Raw genomic sequence first — 17,784 nt, 5'->3', positions numbered from 1 at the left:
GCGCCCCCGGGCGGGGGGGGCCGCCCCCCCCGCGCCGCCCCCCCCCCCCCCCGCCCCCCCCCCCCCCCCCCCCCCCACCCGGGGCCCCCCAACACCCAGCGCCGCAGGCGCTGGAAAAACAAACACAGTAGGCTCCCCGGTGTGCCGGAGGGACAAGGATTACCGGGTATGACCGACACGAGCGACGAAACGACGGGTGTGCCCGGTGTTCGGTGACCGAGCGCGCAGCCTGGGCTTGGCCAGCAGGCCCGATTTCGCCCTGGTCGGTCTGCTGCGCATCCCGGAAGTGCAGACCAGTCCGTGGATTTCGCTGACCAGACGGGTGCTGTTCGCGACGGGGCTGTTGTTCCTGGCCGCGCTGGTGGTCTACCTCGGACGCGACGGGTACCACGACAACTCGGGCAACGAACTGTCGTTCCTGGACGCGTTCTATTACGCGACGGTGTCGCTGTCGACCACCGGATACGGCGACATCCACCCGGTGACGCCCGAGGCGCGGCTGGCGAACATCGTCATCATCACCCCACTGCGCATCCTGTTCCTGATCGTCCTGGTCGGAACCACGCTGGGCGTGCTGACCGAACGTTCCCGGCAGGCTTTCAAGATTCAGCGATGGAGGCACACCGTGCGCAATCACACCGTGGTCGTCGGATACGGCACGAAGGGGCGGACCGCGATCGACGCCATGCTCGGCGACGGGGTGCAGCCCGCCGACATCGTCGTTGTCGACACCGACGTGGTCGCCTTGGAAGCGGCCGCGAACGCCGGGCTGGTCACGGTGCACGGCTCGGCGAGCCAGTCCGACGTGCTGCGGCTGGCCGGTGTGCAGCACGCCGACTCGGTTGTGGTCGCCACCAATCGCGACGACACCGCCGTGCTGGTCACGCTGACCGCCCGGGAGCTGAACAAGGCCGCCAAGATCGTGGTTTCGATCCGGGAGGCGGAGAACACCCACCTGGTCCGCCAGTCCGGCGCGAACTCGGTGGTGGTGTCCTCGGAGACGGCGGGCCGGTTGCTCGGCATCGCGACCACCACGCCCACGGTCGTGGAGATGATGGAAGACCTGCTCACCCCGGAGGAGGGCTTCGCCGTCGCCGAACGCGAGGTGGAGCCGTCCGAGATCGGCGGCTCGCCACGGCATCTGAGCGATATCGTCCTCGGTGTGGTGCGCAACGGGGTGCTCTACCGCGTGGGCGAGCCGGAAGTCGACGCGGTCGAGGCGGGCGACAAGCTGTTGTACATCCGTCGAGCGGGCAAGTGACCCCGGCGCGAACCGGCCGCACAGCTTCGGCGATAGTCTCGAACCGTGTCGGCATTTCAGCTCAATAGCGTTCCGTTGCTCTCCCGTTCTGTCGTCGACCGGGCCGAGCACATCCGAGGTGATGCCCAGGCCCTGAAGGAGGGCTGGGCCGAGGCCAGACTCCTGCGGATCAACGGCCGCGGGCAGGTGCGCCTCGACGAAAGCGCCCTGATCCTGGACCCGGCCGTGGAGTTCTCCGCCGAGCCGAGCCCGGACGCGGTGTTCCTCGGTGTGGAGGAGGGCGTCCATCTGTGGGCGGTGCGTGATCCGGAGCTGGAGGGCGCGCTGACCGACCTGCGCGCGCTGGCCGGCGGCGCCGTCGACGACCGCACCGCCGCGTTGCTCTCGACCGCGATCGCGTTGCTGAACTGGCACGACAAGGCCGGGTTCCACGGCGCGGACGGCACCGTCACCATGTCGGCCAAGGCGGGCTGGTCGCGCGTCACCGAGAGCGGTTACGAAGAGTTCCCGCGCATCGATCCGGCGGTGATCTGCCTGATCCACGACGGCGGGGAGCGGGTGCTGCTCGCCCGCCAGGCCAGCTGGCCGAAGTCGCTGTTCTCGCTGCTGGCCGGGTTCGTCGAGGCGGGCGAGTCGCTGGAGCGCTGCGTGGAGCGCGAGATGCGCGAGGAAGTCGGCCTCGACGTGCGCGAGATCACCTACCTGGGCAGCCAGCCGTGGCCGTTCCCGCGCTCGCTGATGCTCGGGTTCGCCGCGGTGGCCGATCCCACACAGCCGCTGGCCTTCACCGATGGTGAGATCGCCGAGGCCGACTGGTTCACCCGCGCGCAGGTGCGCGAAGCGTTGGCGGTGGGCGACTGGTCGAACCGGGACGGGGGCGCCCGGTTGCTGCTGCCCGGCTCGATCTCCATCGCGCGCACGATCATCGAATCCTGGGCCGCGATCGACTAGCGCGCGCGGGCCGATGCGACCCGCGCGCGGCGGCTGATCAGGACAGACCGGCGAGGACCTGCTTGACCGCCGCCAGCGACGGGTTCGTCGCGGTGGAACCGTCGGCGAACTTCACGGTGGGCACCACGTGGTTGCCCCCGTTCACGCTGCCGACGAATTCGGCCGACGCCGGGTCTTGCTCGATATCGATCTCGACGTAGCCGATGCCCGCCTCGTCCAGCTGCTTCTTGAGCCTGCGGCAGTAGCCGCACCAGGTGGTCGAGTACATCGTCAGGGTGGGGTTCGCGTCAGTCACGGACACTGCAACGCCGGACGTCCGCGCACTGTTCCAACTCGAACCATATGCCGACTTGCGCGGCATTTAGTATGCGCGCATACTAAATGCATGACGATCATCGCCACCGCGCACGCCACCTCCAGTGCGCCGCCGACCGCCTTTTTCGCCCGCTGGGCCGACATGGCCACCTGGCCGGAGTGGAACTCCGACACCGAGTGGGTGCGCTTGGACGGACCGTTCGCCGAGGGCGCCACCGGGACGTTGCGGCCGAAAGGCGGCCCGAAGATCCGGTTCGTCGTCGCGCGTCTGACCGATCGCGAGTTCGTCGACGTCTCGAAGCTGTTCGGCGCGCGGCTCACCTTCGCCCACGAGGTCGCCGTCGCGGAAAACCGCACCACGGTCACCGTCACGGTCTCGATCGACGGACCGCTGCGCTTGTTGTGGACCAAGATCCTGGGCGCCGACCTGGCGAAATCCGTGCAGCCCGACCTGGACGCACTGGTGGCCGTCGCCGAGGGGGTCCCGGCATGAGTGCTACCGGTTCGAGCGCGAAGTACTGGCTGGCCGTCGTGTCCAGGGAACATGTCCGGCGCGGTGTGGAGCTGGGCATCGCCCAGGCGAACCACGGCAAGCGCGCTGCGGTGGAACGCATGCGGCCGGGCGACGGATTGGTGTACTACTCGCCGCGCGAGGGCATGCGGGCCGGAGCGCCGGTGCGCTCGTTCACCGCGATCGGCACCATCGACGACCACCCGGCCTGGCAGGCCGACCCGCAGGACGGCGGCTGCTTCCGGCCGTGGCGCCGTTCGGTCAGCTACCGAGCCGAAGCGCGGGAGGCGCCGATCGATACGCTGCGTGACGAGCTGGACCTCACCAGCGTGCCGAACTGGGGGATGATCCTGCGTCGTGGCCTGATAGAACTCAGCCCGCACGACTACGCGCTGATCGCGCGGGAGATGACCGACGAGTGAGGGAGGCCGATGCACGAGGCGGGGGACGGCAGGCTGCGTTCCAGATTTCGCGCGGCAGAGGAAAGTCCCGGACTGTTGCTGTGGCAAGTGACCAACCGCTGGCAGGCGGCACAGCGGGCGGCGCTCGCTCCCTTCGACCTGACCCACGTGCAATTCGTGCTGCTGGCTTCGCTCACCTACCTCGCCGCCGGCCGCGAGGATCCGGTCCGGCAGCGTGACCTGGCGGAATACGCCGCCACCGATCCGATGATGACCTCTCAGGTGTTGCGCGCCCTGGCGCAGAAGGGCCTGATCGAACGCCGCGACCACCCCAGCGACCGCCGGGCGAAGGCCCTGGTCGCCACCGAAGCGGGCGTGGCGCTGGTGAACCGGGCCATCGTCGCGGTGGAGGAATGCGACGCGGAGTTCTTCGCGCCGCTCGGCTCGCAGGACAGCGCCCCCTTCGCTCGTTCCCTGCGGTTGCTGAGCGACCGCTGAACGCCACGCGCCCGGCCGCCCGAAGCGGCGACGAGGCGTACAACGGGCGGTCGCGCGCGGCGCACGGCTACCGCGCCGATGCCGTCTCTTGCCTCGGCGCCGGTCTGCTCGCGAGCGGCTGCTCCCGACCGCGACCGGTTGTGTGTCGGTGGGCGCTGTCATGATGGATCGCGTGCCCGCTCTCGACCTCGCAGACCTCGATCCCGAGCAGGCCGCCGCCGTGCGAGCACCGCGCGGCCCGGTGTGCGTGCTCGCGGGCGCGGGCACCGGAAAGACCAGGACCATCACCTATCGCATCGCGAATCAGATCGCGCAGGGGCACGTCAAAGCCGATCAGGTGCTCGCGGTGACGTTCACCGCTCGGGCCGCTGGGGAACTGCGGACCCGGCTGCGGGCCCTCGGTCTCGGCGGGGAAGCGACCCAGGTGCAGGCGCGGACGTTCCACGCGGCGGCGTTGCGGCAGCTGAAGTACTTCTGGCCGCAGATCGTCGGCGACGTGCCGTGGCGGCTGATCGATGCGAAGTTCCCGATCGTCGCGCAGGCGGCGCACCAGGCCGGGCTGTCCACGGCCACCGATAGCGTGCGCGACCTGCTGAGCGAAATCGATTGGGCGAAAGCGTCGCTCATCGCTCCGGAGGATTACCCGGCGGCGGTCGCGAAGCAGCGGCGCGAGACGCCCTACGAGGCACTGCGTGTCGCGGACGTCTACGCGGGTTACGAGAAACTCAAGGCGACGCCGGACGGGCTGCTGCTGGATTTCGACGACCTGCTGCTGCATACGGCCGCAGCGCTGGAGGACTATCCGGCGGTGGCCGACGAATTCCGCGGCCGCTACCGCAGTTTCGTCGTCGACGAGTACCAGGACGTCACGCCGCTGCAACAGCGCGTGCTCGACGCTTGGCTCGGCGATCGCGACGACCTGACCGTCGTCGGCGACGCCAACCAGACCATCTATTCGTTCACCGGCGCCACGCCGAGCTACCTGTTGGACTTCTCCCGGCGCTTCCCCGACGCCACCGTGGTCCGGCTGGAACGCGACTATCGGTCGACTCCGCAGGTGGTGTCGCTGGCCAATCGGGTGATCGGAGCGGCGCGCGGGCGCATCGCGGGCACCAGGCTGCAACTGATCGGCCAGCGCGCCGACGGGCCCGAGCCGGTGTTCGCCGAATACGACGACGCGCCGGCGGAGGCCGCGGCGGTGGCCGAGGCGATCGGCCGGCTCGTCGCGGCGGGCACACCGGCCGCCGAGATCGCCGTGCTCTATCGGATCAACGCCCACTCGGAGAGCTACGAGCAGGCGCTCACCGAGCGCGGTATCCCCTACCAGGTGCGCGGCGGCGAGGGCTTCTTCGCGCGCGCCGAGGTCAGGCAGGCCGTGCAGGCACTGCGGCAAGCCGCCGCCCGCGACGACCTGCCCGACCAGGCGCGCAGCGGCAACTCCCTGGTCTCGCTGGTCCGCGCGGTGCTCGCGCCGCTCGGCCTGACCGCCACGGAACCCGCAGGCGCCCAGGCGCGTGAACGTTGGACCTCGCTGGTCGCGCTGGTGCGGCTGACCGAGGAACTCGTCGGCCACGACGACCGGCTCGACCTCACCGGGCTGCTGCGCGAGCTCGCGACTCGCACGGAGGCCAGGCACCCACCCACGGTGCAGGGCGTCACGCTGGCCTCCCTGCACGCCGCCAAGGGCTTGGAGTGGGACGCGGTGTTCCTCGTCGGGTTGTCGGACGGAACCATGCCGATCGCGCACGTCCTCGCCGACGACGGCTCGGTCGCCGACGAGGCGGCGCTCGAGGAGGAACGGCGGCTGCTCTACGTCGGGGTCACCAGGGCGCGCGAATATCTGCGGCTGTCCTGGGCGCTGGCCAGGAACGAGGGCGGCAGACGCACCAGGCGGCGTTCGCGATTCCTCAACGGTCTCGTGCCGGATGATTCGCCCGCCTCGCGGATCGCGGCACCGTCGTCGGCCCCGAACGGTGTCCGCCCGACCTGCCGGGTCTGCACGAAACCGCTGATCGGCACCTACGAGATCATGCTCGGCCGCTGCCGTCGCTGCCCGGCCGAGCTGGACGCGGAATTGCTTGAGGCACTGCGGAACTGGCGTGTGGAGAGGGCGGCGGCGCTGCGAATGCCCGACTACGTCGTGTTCACCGACACCACGCTCACCGCGATCGCCGAACAACAGCCCGCCGACTATGCCGCGCTGGCCGCGATCGCGGGCGTCAGTGCGAAGAAGATCGACCAGTTCGGTGCCGATGTGCTCGCCATCGTCGCGTCCCGGCTTCGATCCACATCACAAAACCGCAGGTAGAAAATAGGTTGTCCCGCTCGACGATCTTGCCTATGGTGGATTTCACGCACCGGGAGGGCATCTCGGCGCGCACAGTTACCGACACACAACGAGTACAGGAGGGAGGCAGAGCAATGGACAACATCATGAACTTCGGCGCCAGTGGCGTTGCGGTCTATGCGCCCATGGCGGCCTCCCGGGGGATCCTCGCCTTGCAGGGGATCGGTCTGTCCGGAATCGGTGCGTTCGGCATGTCCGGCACGCAAGTGAATTGCATTGCCATGCATGCGTCGAACCGCACCCAGATTCAGGGCAAGCCCAGCGCGGGCTGGCACCCGACGGCTGTCGAGGCAGCAGTCGGTGTCTTCGCGGATGAAGTCGGCTTCGAGCCGGCGGATCCGCGGGCAGCACGCCTCCGCACCGCACACCCAGCGACCGTGAACAGGACTCGACACAGATGTCGACCTAGGTAGGGAACTCCTCCCCGACCTCCTGGCCACGGATCGCAAGACAGCGAAACCGTGGCCAGTATTCTCCGGCCCTTCAGCCGACCGGCACCGGTTTCGCCACAACAAACGAACCGCTGCAAACGAGCTGAAGGAGAACGACGTGTTCACCGCACAGAGTTGGCCGCAGGCCACTACTGACGTGACATGCCGAACCGTGGCGTCGCCTACTCGGACCCAGGAGATCACCAAGGTCCTGCCCTGCCGCGCTGGAGACCCGGACCTCTGGTTCGCCGAGAGCCCGGTCCAGTTGGAGCAGGCCAAGGCGCTGTGCGCGACCTGCCCGATCCGCAAAGGCTGCCTGAGCGCCGCCATGGATCGTGGTGAGCCATGGGGTGTTTGGGGCGGTGAGATCTTCGACCAGGGTGTCGTGATCGCCCGCAAGCGTCCCCGTGGTCGTCCGCGCAAGGTCGCGGTCCCGGCATGAGCCGGGGAGTGACTTCCCTCCCTCCGGTCGATGTGCTCGATTCGGTCGGTCCCGGCACGGGCCGAGCCAACGAACGAGAAAGCAGACCAGCCGCCCACCGTTGTCTGGTGGGCGGCTGGTCTGCTTTGCAGCGCCTGCGGCGCTGCGTGTTCGCGGCCCCGGGAAGTCCCGCGGCCGAGCGACCGAGACTCGCGACTGCTGTGTTGGTTTTGCAGCGCCTGCGGCGCTGCGTGTTCGCGGCCCCGGGAAGTCTCGCGCCCGAGCGACCGAGACTCGCGACTGCGTCGCATGCGCTTCGGTCACTCGGCCGCGAGACGGGCCGCGAACGGTGCTCGTAAGACTCGCACCCGACGGGGCGGGAGCGGCGTGAATTTTTCTTTTGAAGTTGCGCGGTTCAGCGCAGAGAGTTGGGGGAGTTTCAGCTCAAGAGGCGGTGCGTTCCTCGATGAAGCCGGGCATCCAGGTGCGGACCAATTGCATGAACGGCAGTTCGGCGTCGAGTTGCGCCAGGATGCCGACGGAGCCACCGAGTACTCGGAAGATCATCACGTATTGCGCCGGAAGTTGCAGTGCGCGTGCGGTTTTCATCTCCGGACTGGAGATCTCCGAAGCCTTGCCCGCGACCCGCTGCATCCACCTGCGGGTGAAGTGGAACGAGTCGGACTGGATCGGGTCGGTGAACGGCCGCAGGTAGTCGGCGATCTCCTGGTGGGTGACCACTCGGCCGGGGATCACCCAGCCGTGGTCGTACAGCAGTTCGGTGAGTTCGGCGAAGCGCTCCTCGACCGCGAGGGCCAGCATTCGGCCCAGCACCGGGGGGAAACCGTCCGGCATCGGTGCGCAGGCGCCGAAATCGATCACCGCCAACTTGCCGTCGGGCAGCATCATGAAATTGCCCGGGTGCGGGTCGGCGTGCAGGAGTCCGACCACCTCCGGGGAGGAGAAGTGGAACCGGCCCATCAGCCCCGCGACGCGATTGCGCAGCGCACGGGTGCCCTCCGGATCCTCGGCGCCCTGCTTGATGATCGTGGAGACGGGGACGCCGTCCAGCCATTCGGTGACGATCACCTTCGGCGCGCTCGCCACCACCTTCGGCACCACGATCTCGGCGTGCCCGTCGAAGCCCTTGGCGAATGCGCGCTGGTTGGCGGCTTCGTTGCGGTAGTCCAGCTCCTCTTCGGTGCGCTCGGTGATCTCGGCGAGAATCGGCTTCACGTCCGCGCCGGGGATCACGGAAGCGACCAGACCGGACATGCGAGACAGGGTCTTGAGATCGGCGCGCAGCGCCTCGTCGGCGCCGGGGTACTGCACCTTCACCGCGACGGTGCGCCCGTCCGACCACACCGCCCGGTGCACCTGCCCGATGCTGGCCGACGCGGCCGGGGCGTCGTCGAACTCACGGAAGCGGGTCCGCCACTGGGTGCCGAGCTGCTGGTCGAGCACGCGGTGGACGGTCGCGGCCGGCATCGGCGGCGCGGCGGCCTGCAGCTTGGTGAGCGCCTCGCGATAGTGCTCGCCGAACTCCTCGGGGACCGCGGCCTCCATCACGCTGAGCGCCTGCCCGAACTTCATCGCGCCGCCCTTGAGCTCGCCGAGCACCGTGAACAGCTGCTCCGCGGCCTTCTGATTGAGCTGCGCGTTGATCTCCGACTTGTCGCCTCCGGCGAGCTTCTTGCCGAACCCCACGGCCGCCCGCCCGGCTATGCCGAGTGGAATCTTGGCCAACTTGGCGTTGCGGGACGAGCGACGGCGCACGATCTCAGACACGTACCCATCATGGCGGACGGACCGGCCGGTCGGCCACGGCAATCTTGATCACCATCGGCTTCAGTGTCCATGACCTGCGGAAACGAGTGCGCACAAGCATGCGGGGTACCGGTCCCGTCCGCGCCGACCGAGGGTGTGAATCCGAATTCAGTTCGAGAGTCGCGTTCGAGATGGCGGGGCCCATCCAGGCAGATCAGCTTCAGCGAGGTGTCCGGCCGCCAGTCCAGCGCGGCGAAGGTGATCTTGTCCCGCGCCCGCCACGCCCACGGTGCGGAGTCGGTGACCGACGTCGCCGTCGGTGGGATGGACCGATGCGGTTCGTGCTCGCGGTCGCCAGATGAGTTCCTGGGTGGAGGCATCACGGCTGTATTCCGACGCCGTGCGCTGCGGAGAGGTGCACGCACCCGCAGTCGGGATGGCGGTCCCATCTGCGGCGATCGAGGGTGTGGGAGTCCAGGTCCAGTTCCAGCGTCGCGTTCAAGGTGGCGGGGGTTCGCCGGGGTGAGCAGTCGATGATCGTTTCGAGTTCGGCGAGGGCGATTGCCGTGGTGGCGGCGATTCCGGCGGGGGAGGCGTGGCCGATGCGGCCGAGTAGTTGGGCCGCCAGGTGTGGCCAGTCGGTGTCGTTCCGTGCGCGGATCAGGTCCGCGCAGCGCAGGCAGCTGGTGACGCCCGGCAACACCAAGGGACCGATGACGCCCTTGCTGTCGCGGATGCGCAGTGAAAGGTGCGGGATCTGGTGCAGCACTAGATCACTCACCAGTCGGGGGTCGGGCATCAGTGTGTCGGCGAGCACCACGAGGTCCACTCCCCAGGACCGCGCCGTCGCCGTACCGGTGGGGTAGTCCCGGGAACGGCTCGGCCGCATACCGAGCGCCCGCAAGCCGGCCGACACCGCGTCCGACAGCGGCCCGAGGCCGTGTACTCGCACCGTTCGCACGTGACCGGCCCGCTCCTCCGGGTGGTCCAGCAGTCCGGCTTCGTCGACCAGCGTGAGCAATGCCACGGCGCGTTCGGCGTCGATACCGCATTCTCCGGCGCGCCAGATGATCTGCGGCTTGGTGCGCAGACCGTCGAGCAGGCGGAGGAAGGTGACGACGGTCTCGGCGTCCATGCCTTCCGGATCGAGCACCACGGCGGTTTCCGGATCGCACCCGAGTTGCACGACGCCGGTCGGGCGGACCAGGACGGTAACCCGCGGACGCAATCGAGGACCACGACACATCGTTGTCATGTCATCAGTATGCGAACCCCGCGGGGTGCGGCCCGTGGCGAAATCCTTGGTTATCCACAGGATTTCGCGTCATCCACAGCCTGAATCAGGAGGATTCGCCGCCTTCTTTGCCCAGGTCGGGGCCGGTGTCGTCGTCCTTTTGCTCGCGTGCCGCTCGCTCACGAGCCTCGGTTTCGGCCAATTGCGCCAGCGGGTCGTCGAAGACGGTGGCGCCACCGCCGATGACCGAGTCGATGAAACCGGCGGGGGAGTCCAGGTCGTCGGAATCCGGCAGCAGGTCCGGGTGCGCCCACACGCGGTCGCGGGCGGTCATGCCCGCGTCGCTGGTGAGCCTGCGCCACAGCGCCGCCGCCTCGCGCAGCTTGCGCGGACGCAACTCCAGCCCGACCAGCGTGGCGAAGGTCTGTTCCGCGGGACCGCCGGTGGCGCGCCGCCTGCGCAGTGTCTCCGCCAGCGCGCCCGCGCCGGGCAAGCGGTCGCCTACGGCATCGGCGACGACCACCTGCACCCAGCCCTCGATGAGCGCCAGCAGCGTTTCCAGCCGTTCCAGCGCCTGCTTCTGCTCGGGCGTGGTCTGCGGCTCGAACGTGCCCTGGGCCAAGATCTCCTCGAGCTTCGACGGATCGGTCAGCGACATCGGGTCGATGTTCTGCGCGGCCTGCTCCATCGCGGAGAAGTCCATCCGGATGCCGCGCGCGTAGTCCTCGACCGCGCCGAGTACCTGCTGGCGCAGCCACGGCACGTGCGCGAACAGCCGCTGGTGGGCGGCCTCACGCGCGGCGAGGAACACCAGGATCTCGCTTTCCGGCTGCTCCAGTCCGGCACTGAACTCCGAGATCGCCGCGGGCAGCAGCGCCGCGGTGCCGGTGGGGCCGAGCGGAAGGCCGATGTCGGTGGAGGTCAGCACCTCTTTGGCGAGCTGGCCGAGCGCTTGGCCGAGCTGCGATCCGAAGGCCAGGCCGCCCATCTGGCCAAGCATGCCGACCATCGGCGCGGCGAACTGCCTGGCCTCTTCCGGCAGCGCCGCGGTCCACATGCCCGAAATCTGCTCGGCGACCGGGTCGCACAGCCGCTGCCAGGTGGGCAGGGTCTGCTCGATCCAGTCGTTGGCGGTCCACGCGACCGTCTTGGCGGCGCCCGCGGGCAGGGTGGTCGCGCCGTCGAGCCAGAGTTCGGCGAGATGCGCGGCGTCGGTCACCGCGCTCGCGGCGCCCGAACTCACCGGGGCGACGGTCGTGCCGAGCTGCTGGCGGGCCAGCCGCTTGGCGACGTCGTAGTTCACCGGCCCGGCCTGCGCCGAGCCCGATTGTCCCATGCCGCTGAGCATCTGGCCGAGCGAGGTCAGCATCTGGCCGAGCTGCGCCGGGTCGAATCCGCCCGCGCCGGACCCACCGATACCGAAACCGAACGGGTCGTTCGGGCCGGGACCGCTCGGCTCGTCACCGCGCTTGCGATCGTCGTCGTCGCGGTTCGAGAATCCGAAGGGGAGGTCGTTCATGCTCTTCACGTTACGCGTGTAGCACAGCGTCCCTGTGTTCGCGCGGCGCGAAACCGGAGGCGGCGCGCCCGGGCGAAATGACCGCCTCCGCCCACTCACGCCGCGGGCTGTCATTACTGTGGTCCAGGTGAATCGTCGGATCCTCACCCTGGTGGCCGCACTGATCCCGGTGCTCGTGCTCGGTGTCGTCGGCAGCGTACTGACTGTGCCGTTCGTCGCACTCGGGCCCGGCCCCACCTTCAACACCCTCGGCACGGTGGACGGCAAGGACGTCGTCGATGTGCGGGGCACCGAGGTCGATCCGACCACGGGCCATCTCAACATGACCACGGTTTCGGTGCGCGACGGGCTGAGCATCTTCGAGGCGTTCGGCTTCTGGGCCAGCGGCAAGCACGGCCTGGTGCCGCGCTCGGAGGTCTACCCGCCCGGCGTGTCGCGCGAGGAGATCGACAAGTCCAACCAGGAGGACTTCAAGGACTCGGAGGGCAACGCCGAGGTCGCCGCCCTGCACTATCTGAACCTGCCCACGGTCGTGCTGCTGCGCAAGGTGTCCGACGACGGGCCCGCCCGCGACGCGCTGCGTGCGGGTGACGAGCTGATCAGCATCAACGGCACGCCGATGACGACACCCAAGGACGTCGTGACGGCGGTCTCGTCCCAGGCGCCCGGCAGCACGCTCACCGTGGTTTTCCGGCGCGACAACGCCGAGCAGACCGCGTCGATCGTGCTCGGCGCCCGCCCCGGCGACCCGGCCAAGGGCTACCTCGGCGTGACGCCGGGCGAGGGCGCCCGGCCGCCGCTCGAGGTCGCGTTCAATCTCGCCGACATCGGAGGCCCCTCGGCGGGCCTGATGTTCAGCCTGGCCCTGATCGACAAGCTCACCCCCGGCGAACTGGACGGCGGCAAGTTCGTCGCGGGCACCGGAACCATCGATCAGGACGGCAAGGTGGGTCCGATCGGCGGCATCCAGTACAAGATGATGGCCGCGCGGGACGCGGGCGCGGAGACCTTCATGGTCCCCGCCGCCAACTGCGACGAGGCCAAACAGCGGACTCCCGACGGCCTGCGGCTGGTGCGCGTCGAGACCCTCACCGGCGCGGTGCAGTCGCTCAACGAGATCAACACCGGCAAGGAACCGGTCGGCTGCGGGTGAGCCGGATCTCTCGGCCGGTCGACAATCCGCGACGGAAGCCGCGCGACTCGCCCGGACCGTGCAGCGGCTGGTGATCCCGACCGAAGAACGCCGCGCGCCCGGCCGTTGAACCGCGATCGGGCCGCGCAGCGCCGCACCGGAGCGTCAGCGCTTCACTCCAGCGTGTGATGCAGCGCTTCGACGAGGTTCGGCGCCAGGTTGGGGTAGGTGCGCAGGTCGAGGTCGCCGAAATCGTCCGCGTCGTCCGCGGGGCGCAGCTGCAACAGGCACAGCGACGCGCCGTCGCGCAGCACCGCGGCGAACAACCGGGCCTCCCGGCGCTCCGGGTGCGCCTCGGCGGCGGCGCGCGCGGCCGCGTCGGCGGCATCGTGGTCGGCCAGCAGCGGGGCGAGCGCGTCGTCGAGCGTCGATTCGGCGTCCGGAGGGAGCACCACGATCTCCTGCACCAGCACGCAACCGCGGACGGCGGGGGGCCAGCTGGTGGTGGCCAGGAATTCGTCCAGGGCGATCGAGCCGCCGGTGATGTCGTCCGGGAAAGCCTCCTGGGCGACCGGCGTCAGCTCGTCGCCCTCGTCGAGCTGATCCTCCAGTTCCGGCTGCGCCGCGACCAGCTCCGCGGTCGGCACCAGGGCGAACATCTGCGGGGGACGGCCCCACCCCTCGGCATCGACGAATTCCGCCACCTCCCGGACGGATCGGGCAAGGACGAGTTCGGCGTGCAGGTCTGGGGTCACGCGAACATCCAATCAAACCGCAGGCGCGGACAGCCGGAAACCCGGGCGATCGGTTCCCCGGCGCGGCAAGCGCAACCCTGCCAGCTGCATGGTGTCCGATTTCCGTAGAGTGGGCCGAGACGGTCCGGAAGGACCACCCGCAACATCGGACTGCGGCGCATCGGCCGAGCGTATCGGTGCGAGCGTCGCCGGACCTTGGAGAGTGGCATCGTGGGCATGCGGCCCCCCACCGGCTTACCTTCGCTGTCCCGACGCAGCCGTGTGCTGCTGGTGGCGGCCATCGTCCTAGCGGCGTTACTGCTGCTCGGGCCGCGGTTGACGGACACCTACACGAATTGGCTGTGGTTCGGCGAGGTCGGCTTCCGCAACGTGTATCTCACCGTGCTGCGGACCAGGGTGCTGTTGTTCCTCGTCGTGGCGGCCTTCGTCGGCCTGGTGGTCTGGCTGGCGCTGCTGCTGGCCTACCGCACCAGGCCGGTGTTCGTGCCGGTGGCGGGTCCGAACGATCCGATCGCGCGCTACCGCACCACCGTGATGAGCAGGCTGCGGCTGTTCGGCGTCGGCATCCCGGTGCTGCTGGGCCTGCTGTCGGGTCTGGTGGCGCAGTCGAACTGGGTGACGGTGCAGCTGTTCCTCAACGGCCAATCGTTCGGCGAGAAGGATCCGGAGTTCGGCCTCGACGTCGGCTTCTACGCCTTCGACCTGCCCTTCTACCGGATGGTGCTGAACTGGCTGTTCGTCGCGGTGGTGATCGCGTTCTTCGCCAGCCTGGTCACCCACTACGTCTTCGGCGGCCTGCGGCTGACCGGCCGCGAGGGCACGCTCACCCGCCCCGCGCGCATCCAGCTCGCCGTACTGGCCGGGATCTTCGTCCTGCTCAAGGCGATCGCCTACTGGTTCGACCGCTACGAACTGCTTTCCAGCAGCCGCAAGGAACCCACCTTCACCGGCGGTTCGTACACCGACATCAACGCGGTGCTGCCCGCCAAGCTGATCCTGCTGTCCATCGCGGTGATCTGCGCGCTGGCCTTCTTCGCGGGCATCGTGCTGCGCGATCTGCGGGTGCCCGCGATGGCCGCCGCGCTGCTGGTGCTGTCCTCGATCCTGGTCGGCGCGGTGTGGCCGCTGGTGGTCGAACAGTTCTCGGTGCGGCCGAACGCCGCGGACAAGGAGAGCGAGTACATCGAACGCAACATCGCCGCCACCAGGCAGGCGTTCGGCATCACCGACGACAGGATCGATTACAAGGACTACAAAGGCGAGAGCAGCAAGAGCCCGCTCGAGGTGCCGGTCGACGCCGCGACCGTCGGCAACGCAAGGCTGCTCGACCCGAACATCCTCTCGCCCACTTTCACGCAGCTGCGCCAGCTGAAGAACTTCTACGGCTTCCCGGAGTCGCTGGACATCGACCGCTACAACCTCGACGGTGACGTCCAGGACTACATCGTCGCCGCCAGGGAGCTCTCGCCCGCGGCGCTGAGCGGCAACCAGACCGACTGGATCAACCGCCACACCGTGTACACCCACGGCAACGGCTTCGTCGCCGCCCCGGCCAACCGGGTGAACAAGCCGCCGTCGGACGATCCGAACGCCGCGGGGGGCAGCGGCGACGGCGGTTATCCGATCTTCATGGTCAGCGATCTGTTCACACCATCGGACAAGCAGCGGATCAAGGTGGACCAGCCGCGCGTCTACTTCGGCGAGCTGATCTCGCAGGCGAACCCGGACTACGCGATCGTCGGCGCGATGGACGGCCAGCGTCCGCGCGAGTACGACTCCGACACCGCCCAGTACACCTACACCGGCAAGGGCGGCGTGCCGATCGGCAACTGGTTCAACCGCCTGGCCTTCGCGGCCAAGTACGCCGAGCGCAACATCCTGTTCTCCTCGGCCATCGGCGACGACTCGAAGATCATCTTCAACCGCAGCCCGCGCGAGCGGGTGCAGAAGGTCGCGCCCTGGCTGACCACCGACGGCAACGCCTACCCCGCGGTGGTCGGCGGACGGATCGTCTGGATCGTGGACGCCTACACCACGCTGGACAACTACCCGTACGCGCAGACCACCTCGCTGGAGGGTGCGCTGGAGGACAGCATCGACAAGAAGACCGGGCGGCTGCTGCCGCGTAAGGCGGTCAGCTACATCCGCAACTCGGTGAAGGCGACGGTCGACGCGTACGACGGCAGCGTCACGCTCTACGAGGTGGACTCCTCGGACCCGGTGCTGAAGGCATGGCGCGGGGTGTTCCCGGGCGCGGTGAAGCCGGAGAGCGAGATCTCGCCGGAACTGCGGGCGCACTTCCGCTACCCGGAGGATCTGTTCAAGGTGCAGCGCGAGATGCTGTCGAAGTATCACGTGGACGATCCCCGAGAATTCTTCACCAACAACGCTTTCTGGTCGGTTCCCGCCGACCCGACCACCGAGGGCGGGACCACCGCCAACCAGCCGCCGTATTACGTGCTGCTGGGCGACCCGAAAACGAACAAGCCGACGTTCAATTTGACCAGTGCGATGACCGGCTACAACCGGCCTTATCTCGCGGCCTATATCTCGGTGCGTTCCGACCCGGACGGCTACGGGAAATTCACGATTCTTCGATTGCCAACGGACACACAGACATTGGGTCCGCAGCAGACGCAGAACCGGATGACGACCTCGCCTGAGGTGTCCCGCGAGAAAACGCTGCTGTCCAATTCGAACAAGATCAAATATGGCAATCTGCTGACCCTGCCGGTCGCGGACGGCGGCATCCTCTATGTGGAGCCGTTCTACAACGAACGCAACACCGGGCCGAACACGGCGACCTTCCCGCAGCTGCTGCGGGTGCTGGTGAGCTATCGCGACGAGGCGGGCAACGTCAAGGTGGGCTACGCCTCGACTTTGGCGGACGCGCTGAACCAAGTGATCCCCGGCGCGGGCGCGCTGGCGACGCCGTTCGGCGGTGACTCGGGCACCAGGCCCAAGCCGGGCACCACTCCGGTCCCCGCCGAGAACGGCAACAACGGGACCAGTAACGCCTCGACACCGCCGCCCGCTTCGGTCCCGCCACCGGCGACGGGATCGTCCGCCGCCAAGGACGCCGCGGCGGCCGAGCTCAACCGCAAGATCGAGAACGTGCGCAACGCCATGCGCAGCGGGAACTTCCAGGACTTCGGCCGTGCGCTGGACGAGCTGGACGCCGCGGTCAAGGCGTATCAGGACGCCGGTCGCTGAGTAGTGCCGCCGGATAGGACCGGCACGAAGAAAGACGCCGCCATCATCGCGATGGCGGCGTCTTTCTTTCGGCGCGGGATGGGTCAGCGACCGAGGGAGTCGATCAGCGCGCTGTTCTGGCTCAAGATCTGCTCGAACTGTCCCTTCAGGCCGTACTGGTCGGCCAGCTCGTCCGCGGCGGACTTGGCCTTCTCGACCACGGACTGCGCCGCGCTCACGGTGGGCTGGGCGGGCTCGGGCACGGCGGGAAGTTCCTCCGCCGGGGCCAGCGTCTCGGGCTCGGAGGTGCCCTGGCGCAGGTACCGGCCGCACACCGGCCACGCGCCGGGGCCCTGGGTGGCGAGCACGTTCTCCGCCACGCGAATCTGCTCCGCCTTGCTGGCGGTGTGGGCCGAGCCCTTGCCGCCGTTGGCGGCCCAGGTGCTCTGCGAGAACTGCAGGCCACCGTAGTAGCCGTTTCCGGTGTTGATCCCCCAGTTGCCACCGCTCTCGCACTGCGCGACGCCGTCCCAGTCGTGGGTGGCCGCGGAGGCGGAAGCGGTGGAGAATGCGAACGGGACGGCAACAAGAGCGCCGGTGATGGCGGCGAAGCCGATGGCGCGGGTGCTGATCTTCCGGTTCTCAGTCATGGTCGTTTCCCTCCCTGCGCCCGCCGGCACGGCGATCGTGCTTACTGCCGTGTCCCTGTCCCCAGGTCGTCGGGGATCCTCGAGCCGCGGGACAGGGTCACCGGTGTTCGGCGGTTCGAGTTCGAGCCCGTCTCGGATGATCCGGGCCGTGGAGTGACGGTAACGAAGAATTCTCAGCAGATCACATCTTGATAACGCCGGAATTGCATGATTCGAATAACTCGAATATGCGAGTTTTACCAGGTGGGAAACGTCGTCAACACGCTGATTCCATGCGAAGTTATCGCATCGTTATGTGAGTGAGATCACCTCGAAATGGTGAAGTAGGTCACGTTTGAAGTGGGTTTTCGGTGGTGAATCTTGAGGGCGCGGTGTGGAAATGTGCGGCATCGCGATTGC

The 17,784-nt window shown here is 68.5% G+C and carries 16 protein-coding genes; 10 read left to right on the top strand and 6 right to left on the bottom strand.

Annotation, left to right across the window (positions count from 1 at the left end; all coding sequences use genetic code 11):
* The first annotated feature begins 205 nt into the window (after positions 1 to 205).
* Positions 206 to 1,261: an NAD-binding protein gene (locus ACIA5H_RS24120; RefSeq protein ID WP_355079967.1), complete on the top strand. Its 1,056-nt coding sequence runs from the start codon at positions 206 to 208 to the stop codon at positions 1,259 to 1,261.
* Positions 1,262 to 1,306: 45 nt separating this feature from the next.
* On the top strand, positions 1,307 to 2,212 hold the full coding sequence (gene nudC, locus ACIA5H_RS24115; RefSeq protein ID WP_379256117.1) for an NAD(+) diphosphatase: 906 nt from the start codon (positions 1,307 to 1,309) through the stop codon (positions 2,210 to 2,212).
* Between the two features lie 37 nt (positions 2,213 to 2,249).
* Here the strand turns inward: nudC and ACIA5H_RS24110 are convergent, their stop codons facing one another.
* On the bottom strand, positions 2,250 to 2,480 hold the full coding sequence (locus ACIA5H_RS24110) for a mycoredoxin (protein WP_379256129.1): 231 nt from the start codon (positions 2,478 to 2,480) through the stop codon (positions 2,250 to 2,252).
* A gap of 117 nt (positions 2,481 to 2,597) precedes the next feature.
* Between ACIA5H_RS24110 and ACIA5H_RS24105 the strand changes: the two genes are divergently transcribed.
* The 6 genes from ACIA5H_RS24105 (at position 2,598) to ACIA5H_RS24080 (ending at position 7,157) form a co-directional block, all read left to right on the top strand.
* Entirely contained in the window at positions 2,598 to 3,020 is a 423-nt protein-coding gene (locus ACIA5H_RS24105; protein WP_379256118.1) for an SRPBCC family protein, read from the top strand.
* A complete protein-coding gene (locus ACIA5H_RS24100; RefSeq protein WP_356960789.1) occupies positions 3,017 to 3,460 on the top strand; it encodes an EVE domain-containing protein in 444 nt (147 codons plus the stop codon). The genes ACIA5H_RS24105 and ACIA5H_RS24100 overlap by 4 nt, the downstream gene beginning before the upstream one ends.
* A 9-nt stretch (positions 3,461 to 3,469) precedes the next feature.
* Positions 3,470 to 3,937, top strand: coding sequence for a MarR family winged helix-turn-helix transcriptional regulator (locus ACIA5H_RS24095; RefSeq protein WP_379256119.1), 468 nt, complete (start codon positions 3,470 to 3,472; stop codon positions 3,935 to 3,937).
* A gap of 160 nt (positions 3,938 to 4,097) precedes the next feature.
* Positions 4,098 to 6,245, top strand: coding sequence for an ATP-dependent DNA helicase UvrD2 (locus tag ACIA5H_RS24090; protein WP_397077399.1), 2,148 nt, complete (start codon positions 4,098 to 4,100; stop codon positions 6,243 to 6,245).
* 113 nt (positions 6,246 to 6,358) lie between these two features.
* On the top strand, positions 6,359 to 6,697 hold the full coding sequence (locus ACIA5H_RS24085; protein WP_379256122.1) for a hypothetical protein: 339 nt from the start codon (positions 6,359 to 6,361) through the stop codon (positions 6,695 to 6,697).
* Between the two features lie 136 nt (positions 6,698 to 6,833).
* Positions 6,834 to 7,157, top strand: a complete 324-nt coding sequence (locus ACIA5H_RS24080) for a WhiB family transcriptional regulator (protein ID WP_379256123.1) — start codon at positions 6,834 to 6,836, stop codon at positions 7,155 to 7,157.
* A gap of 423 nt (positions 7,158 to 7,580) precedes the next feature.
* Here ACIA5H_RS24080 and ACIA5H_RS24075 read toward each other — a convergent pair whose 3' ends face one another.
* The 3 genes from ACIA5H_RS24075 to ACIA5H_RS24065 all read right to left on the bottom strand — a co-directional run bounded on the left by ACIA5H_RS24075 (position 7,581) and on the right by ACIA5H_RS24065 (position 11,656).
* Positions 7,581 to 8,924, bottom strand: a complete 1,344-nt coding sequence (locus ACIA5H_RS24075; protein ID WP_397077398.1) for an ABC1 kinase family protein — start codon at positions 8,922 to 8,924, stop codon at positions 7,581 to 7,583.
* 358 nt (positions 8,925 to 9,282) lie between these two features.
* Entirely contained in the window at positions 9,283 to 10,158 is an 876-nt protein-coding gene (locus ACIA5H_RS24070; RefSeq protein WP_397077397.1) for a hypothetical protein, read from the bottom strand.
* A gap of 85 nt (positions 10,159 to 10,243) precedes the next feature.
* Positions 10,244 to 11,656, bottom strand: a complete 1,413-nt coding sequence (locus tag ACIA5H_RS24065) for a zinc-dependent metalloprotease (protein ID WP_397077396.1) — start codon at positions 11,654 to 11,656, stop codon at positions 10,244 to 10,246.
* A gap of 127 nt (positions 11,657 to 11,783) precedes the next feature.
* Between ACIA5H_RS24065 and ACIA5H_RS24060 the strand changes: the two genes are divergently transcribed.
* Positions 11,784 to 12,809 carry a PDZ domain-containing protein gene (locus ACIA5H_RS24060; protein ID WP_379253127.1) on the top strand — a complete coding sequence of 342 codons (1,026 nt, stop codon included), beginning with the start codon at positions 11,784 to 11,786 and terminating at the stop codon, positions 12,807 to 12,809.
* Between the two features lie 152 nt (positions 12,810 to 12,961).
* Here ACIA5H_RS24060 and ACIA5H_RS24055 read toward each other — a convergent pair whose 3' ends face one another.
* The gene (locus ACIA5H_RS24055) at positions 12,962 to 13,543 is read right to left on the bottom strand and encodes a PPA1309 family protein (protein WP_397077395.1); all 582 of its coding nucleotides are present in this window, start codon (positions 13,541 to 13,543) and stop codon (positions 12,962 to 12,964) included.
* 210 nt (positions 13,544 to 13,753) lie between these two features.
* Here ACIA5H_RS24055 and ACIA5H_RS24050 point away from each other — a divergent pair, with 210 nt between their 5' ends.
* Positions 13,754 to 16,756 carry a UPF0182 family protein gene (locus tag ACIA5H_RS24050; RefSeq protein WP_379253128.1) on the top strand — a complete coding sequence of 1,001 codons (3,003 nt, stop codon included), beginning with the start codon at positions 13,754 to 13,756 and terminating at the stop codon, positions 16,754 to 16,756.
* An 83-nt stretch (positions 16,757 to 16,839) separates the two neighbouring features.
* Here ACIA5H_RS24050 and ACIA5H_RS24045 read toward each other — a convergent pair whose 3' ends face one another.
* Positions 16,840 to 17,385 (bottom strand): transglycosylase family protein, encoded by a 546-nt coding sequence (locus ACIA5H_RS24045; RefSeq protein WP_397077394.1) that lies wholly within the window; start codon positions 17,383 to 17,385, stop codon positions 16,840 to 16,842.
* Between the last annotated feature and the right edge of the window lie 399 nt (positions 17,386 to 17,784).

This window comes from Nocardia sp. NPDC051900 (assembly GCF_044452545.1).
GTDB classification, from domain to species: Bacteria; Actinomycetota; Actinomycetes; order Mycobacteriales; family Mycobacteriaceae; genus Nocardia; species Nocardia sichangensis.
This window is presented reverse-complemented; position numbering and strand designations above follow the sequence as displayed.

Bases quoted from the DNA above. Each gene is read 5' to 3' on its own strand.
- ACIA5H_RS24085 (WP_379256122.1), top strand. From the start codon at position 6,359: ATGGACAACATCATGAACTTCGGCGCCAGTGGCGTTGCGGTCTATGCG.
- ACIA5H_RS24045 (WP_397077394.1), bottom strand. From the start codon at position 17,385: ATGACTGAGAACCGGAAGATCAGCACCCGCGCCATCGGCTTCGCCGCC.
- ACIA5H_RS24070 (WP_397077397.1), bottom strand. From the start codon at position 10,158: ATGACAACGATGTGTCGTGGTCCTCGATTGCGTCCGCGGGTTACCGTC.
- ACIA5H_RS24095 (WP_379256119.1), top strand. From the start codon at position 3,470: ATGCACGAGGCGGGGGACGGCAGGCTGCGTTCCAGATTTCGCGCGGCA.
- ACIA5H_RS24100 (WP_356960789.1), top strand. From the start codon at position 3,017: ATGAGTGCTACCGGTTCGAGCGCGAAGTACTGGCTGGCCGTCGTGTCC.
- ACIA5H_RS24065 (WP_397077396.1), bottom strand. From the start codon at position 11,656: ATGAACGACCTCCCCTTCGGATTCTCGAACCGCGACGACGACGATCGC.
- ACIA5H_RS24105 (WP_379256118.1), top strand. From the start codon at position 2,598: ATGACGATCATCGCCACCGCGCACGCCACCTCCAGTGCGCCGCCGACC.
- ACIA5H_RS24110 (WP_379256129.1), bottom strand. From the start codon at position 2,480: ATGTACTCGACCACCTGGTGCGGCTACTGCCGCAGGCTCAAGAAGCAG.
- ACIA5H_RS24090 (WP_397077399.1), top strand. From the start codon at position 4,098: ATGATGGATCGCGTGCCCGCTCTCGACCTCGCAGACCTCGATCCCGAG.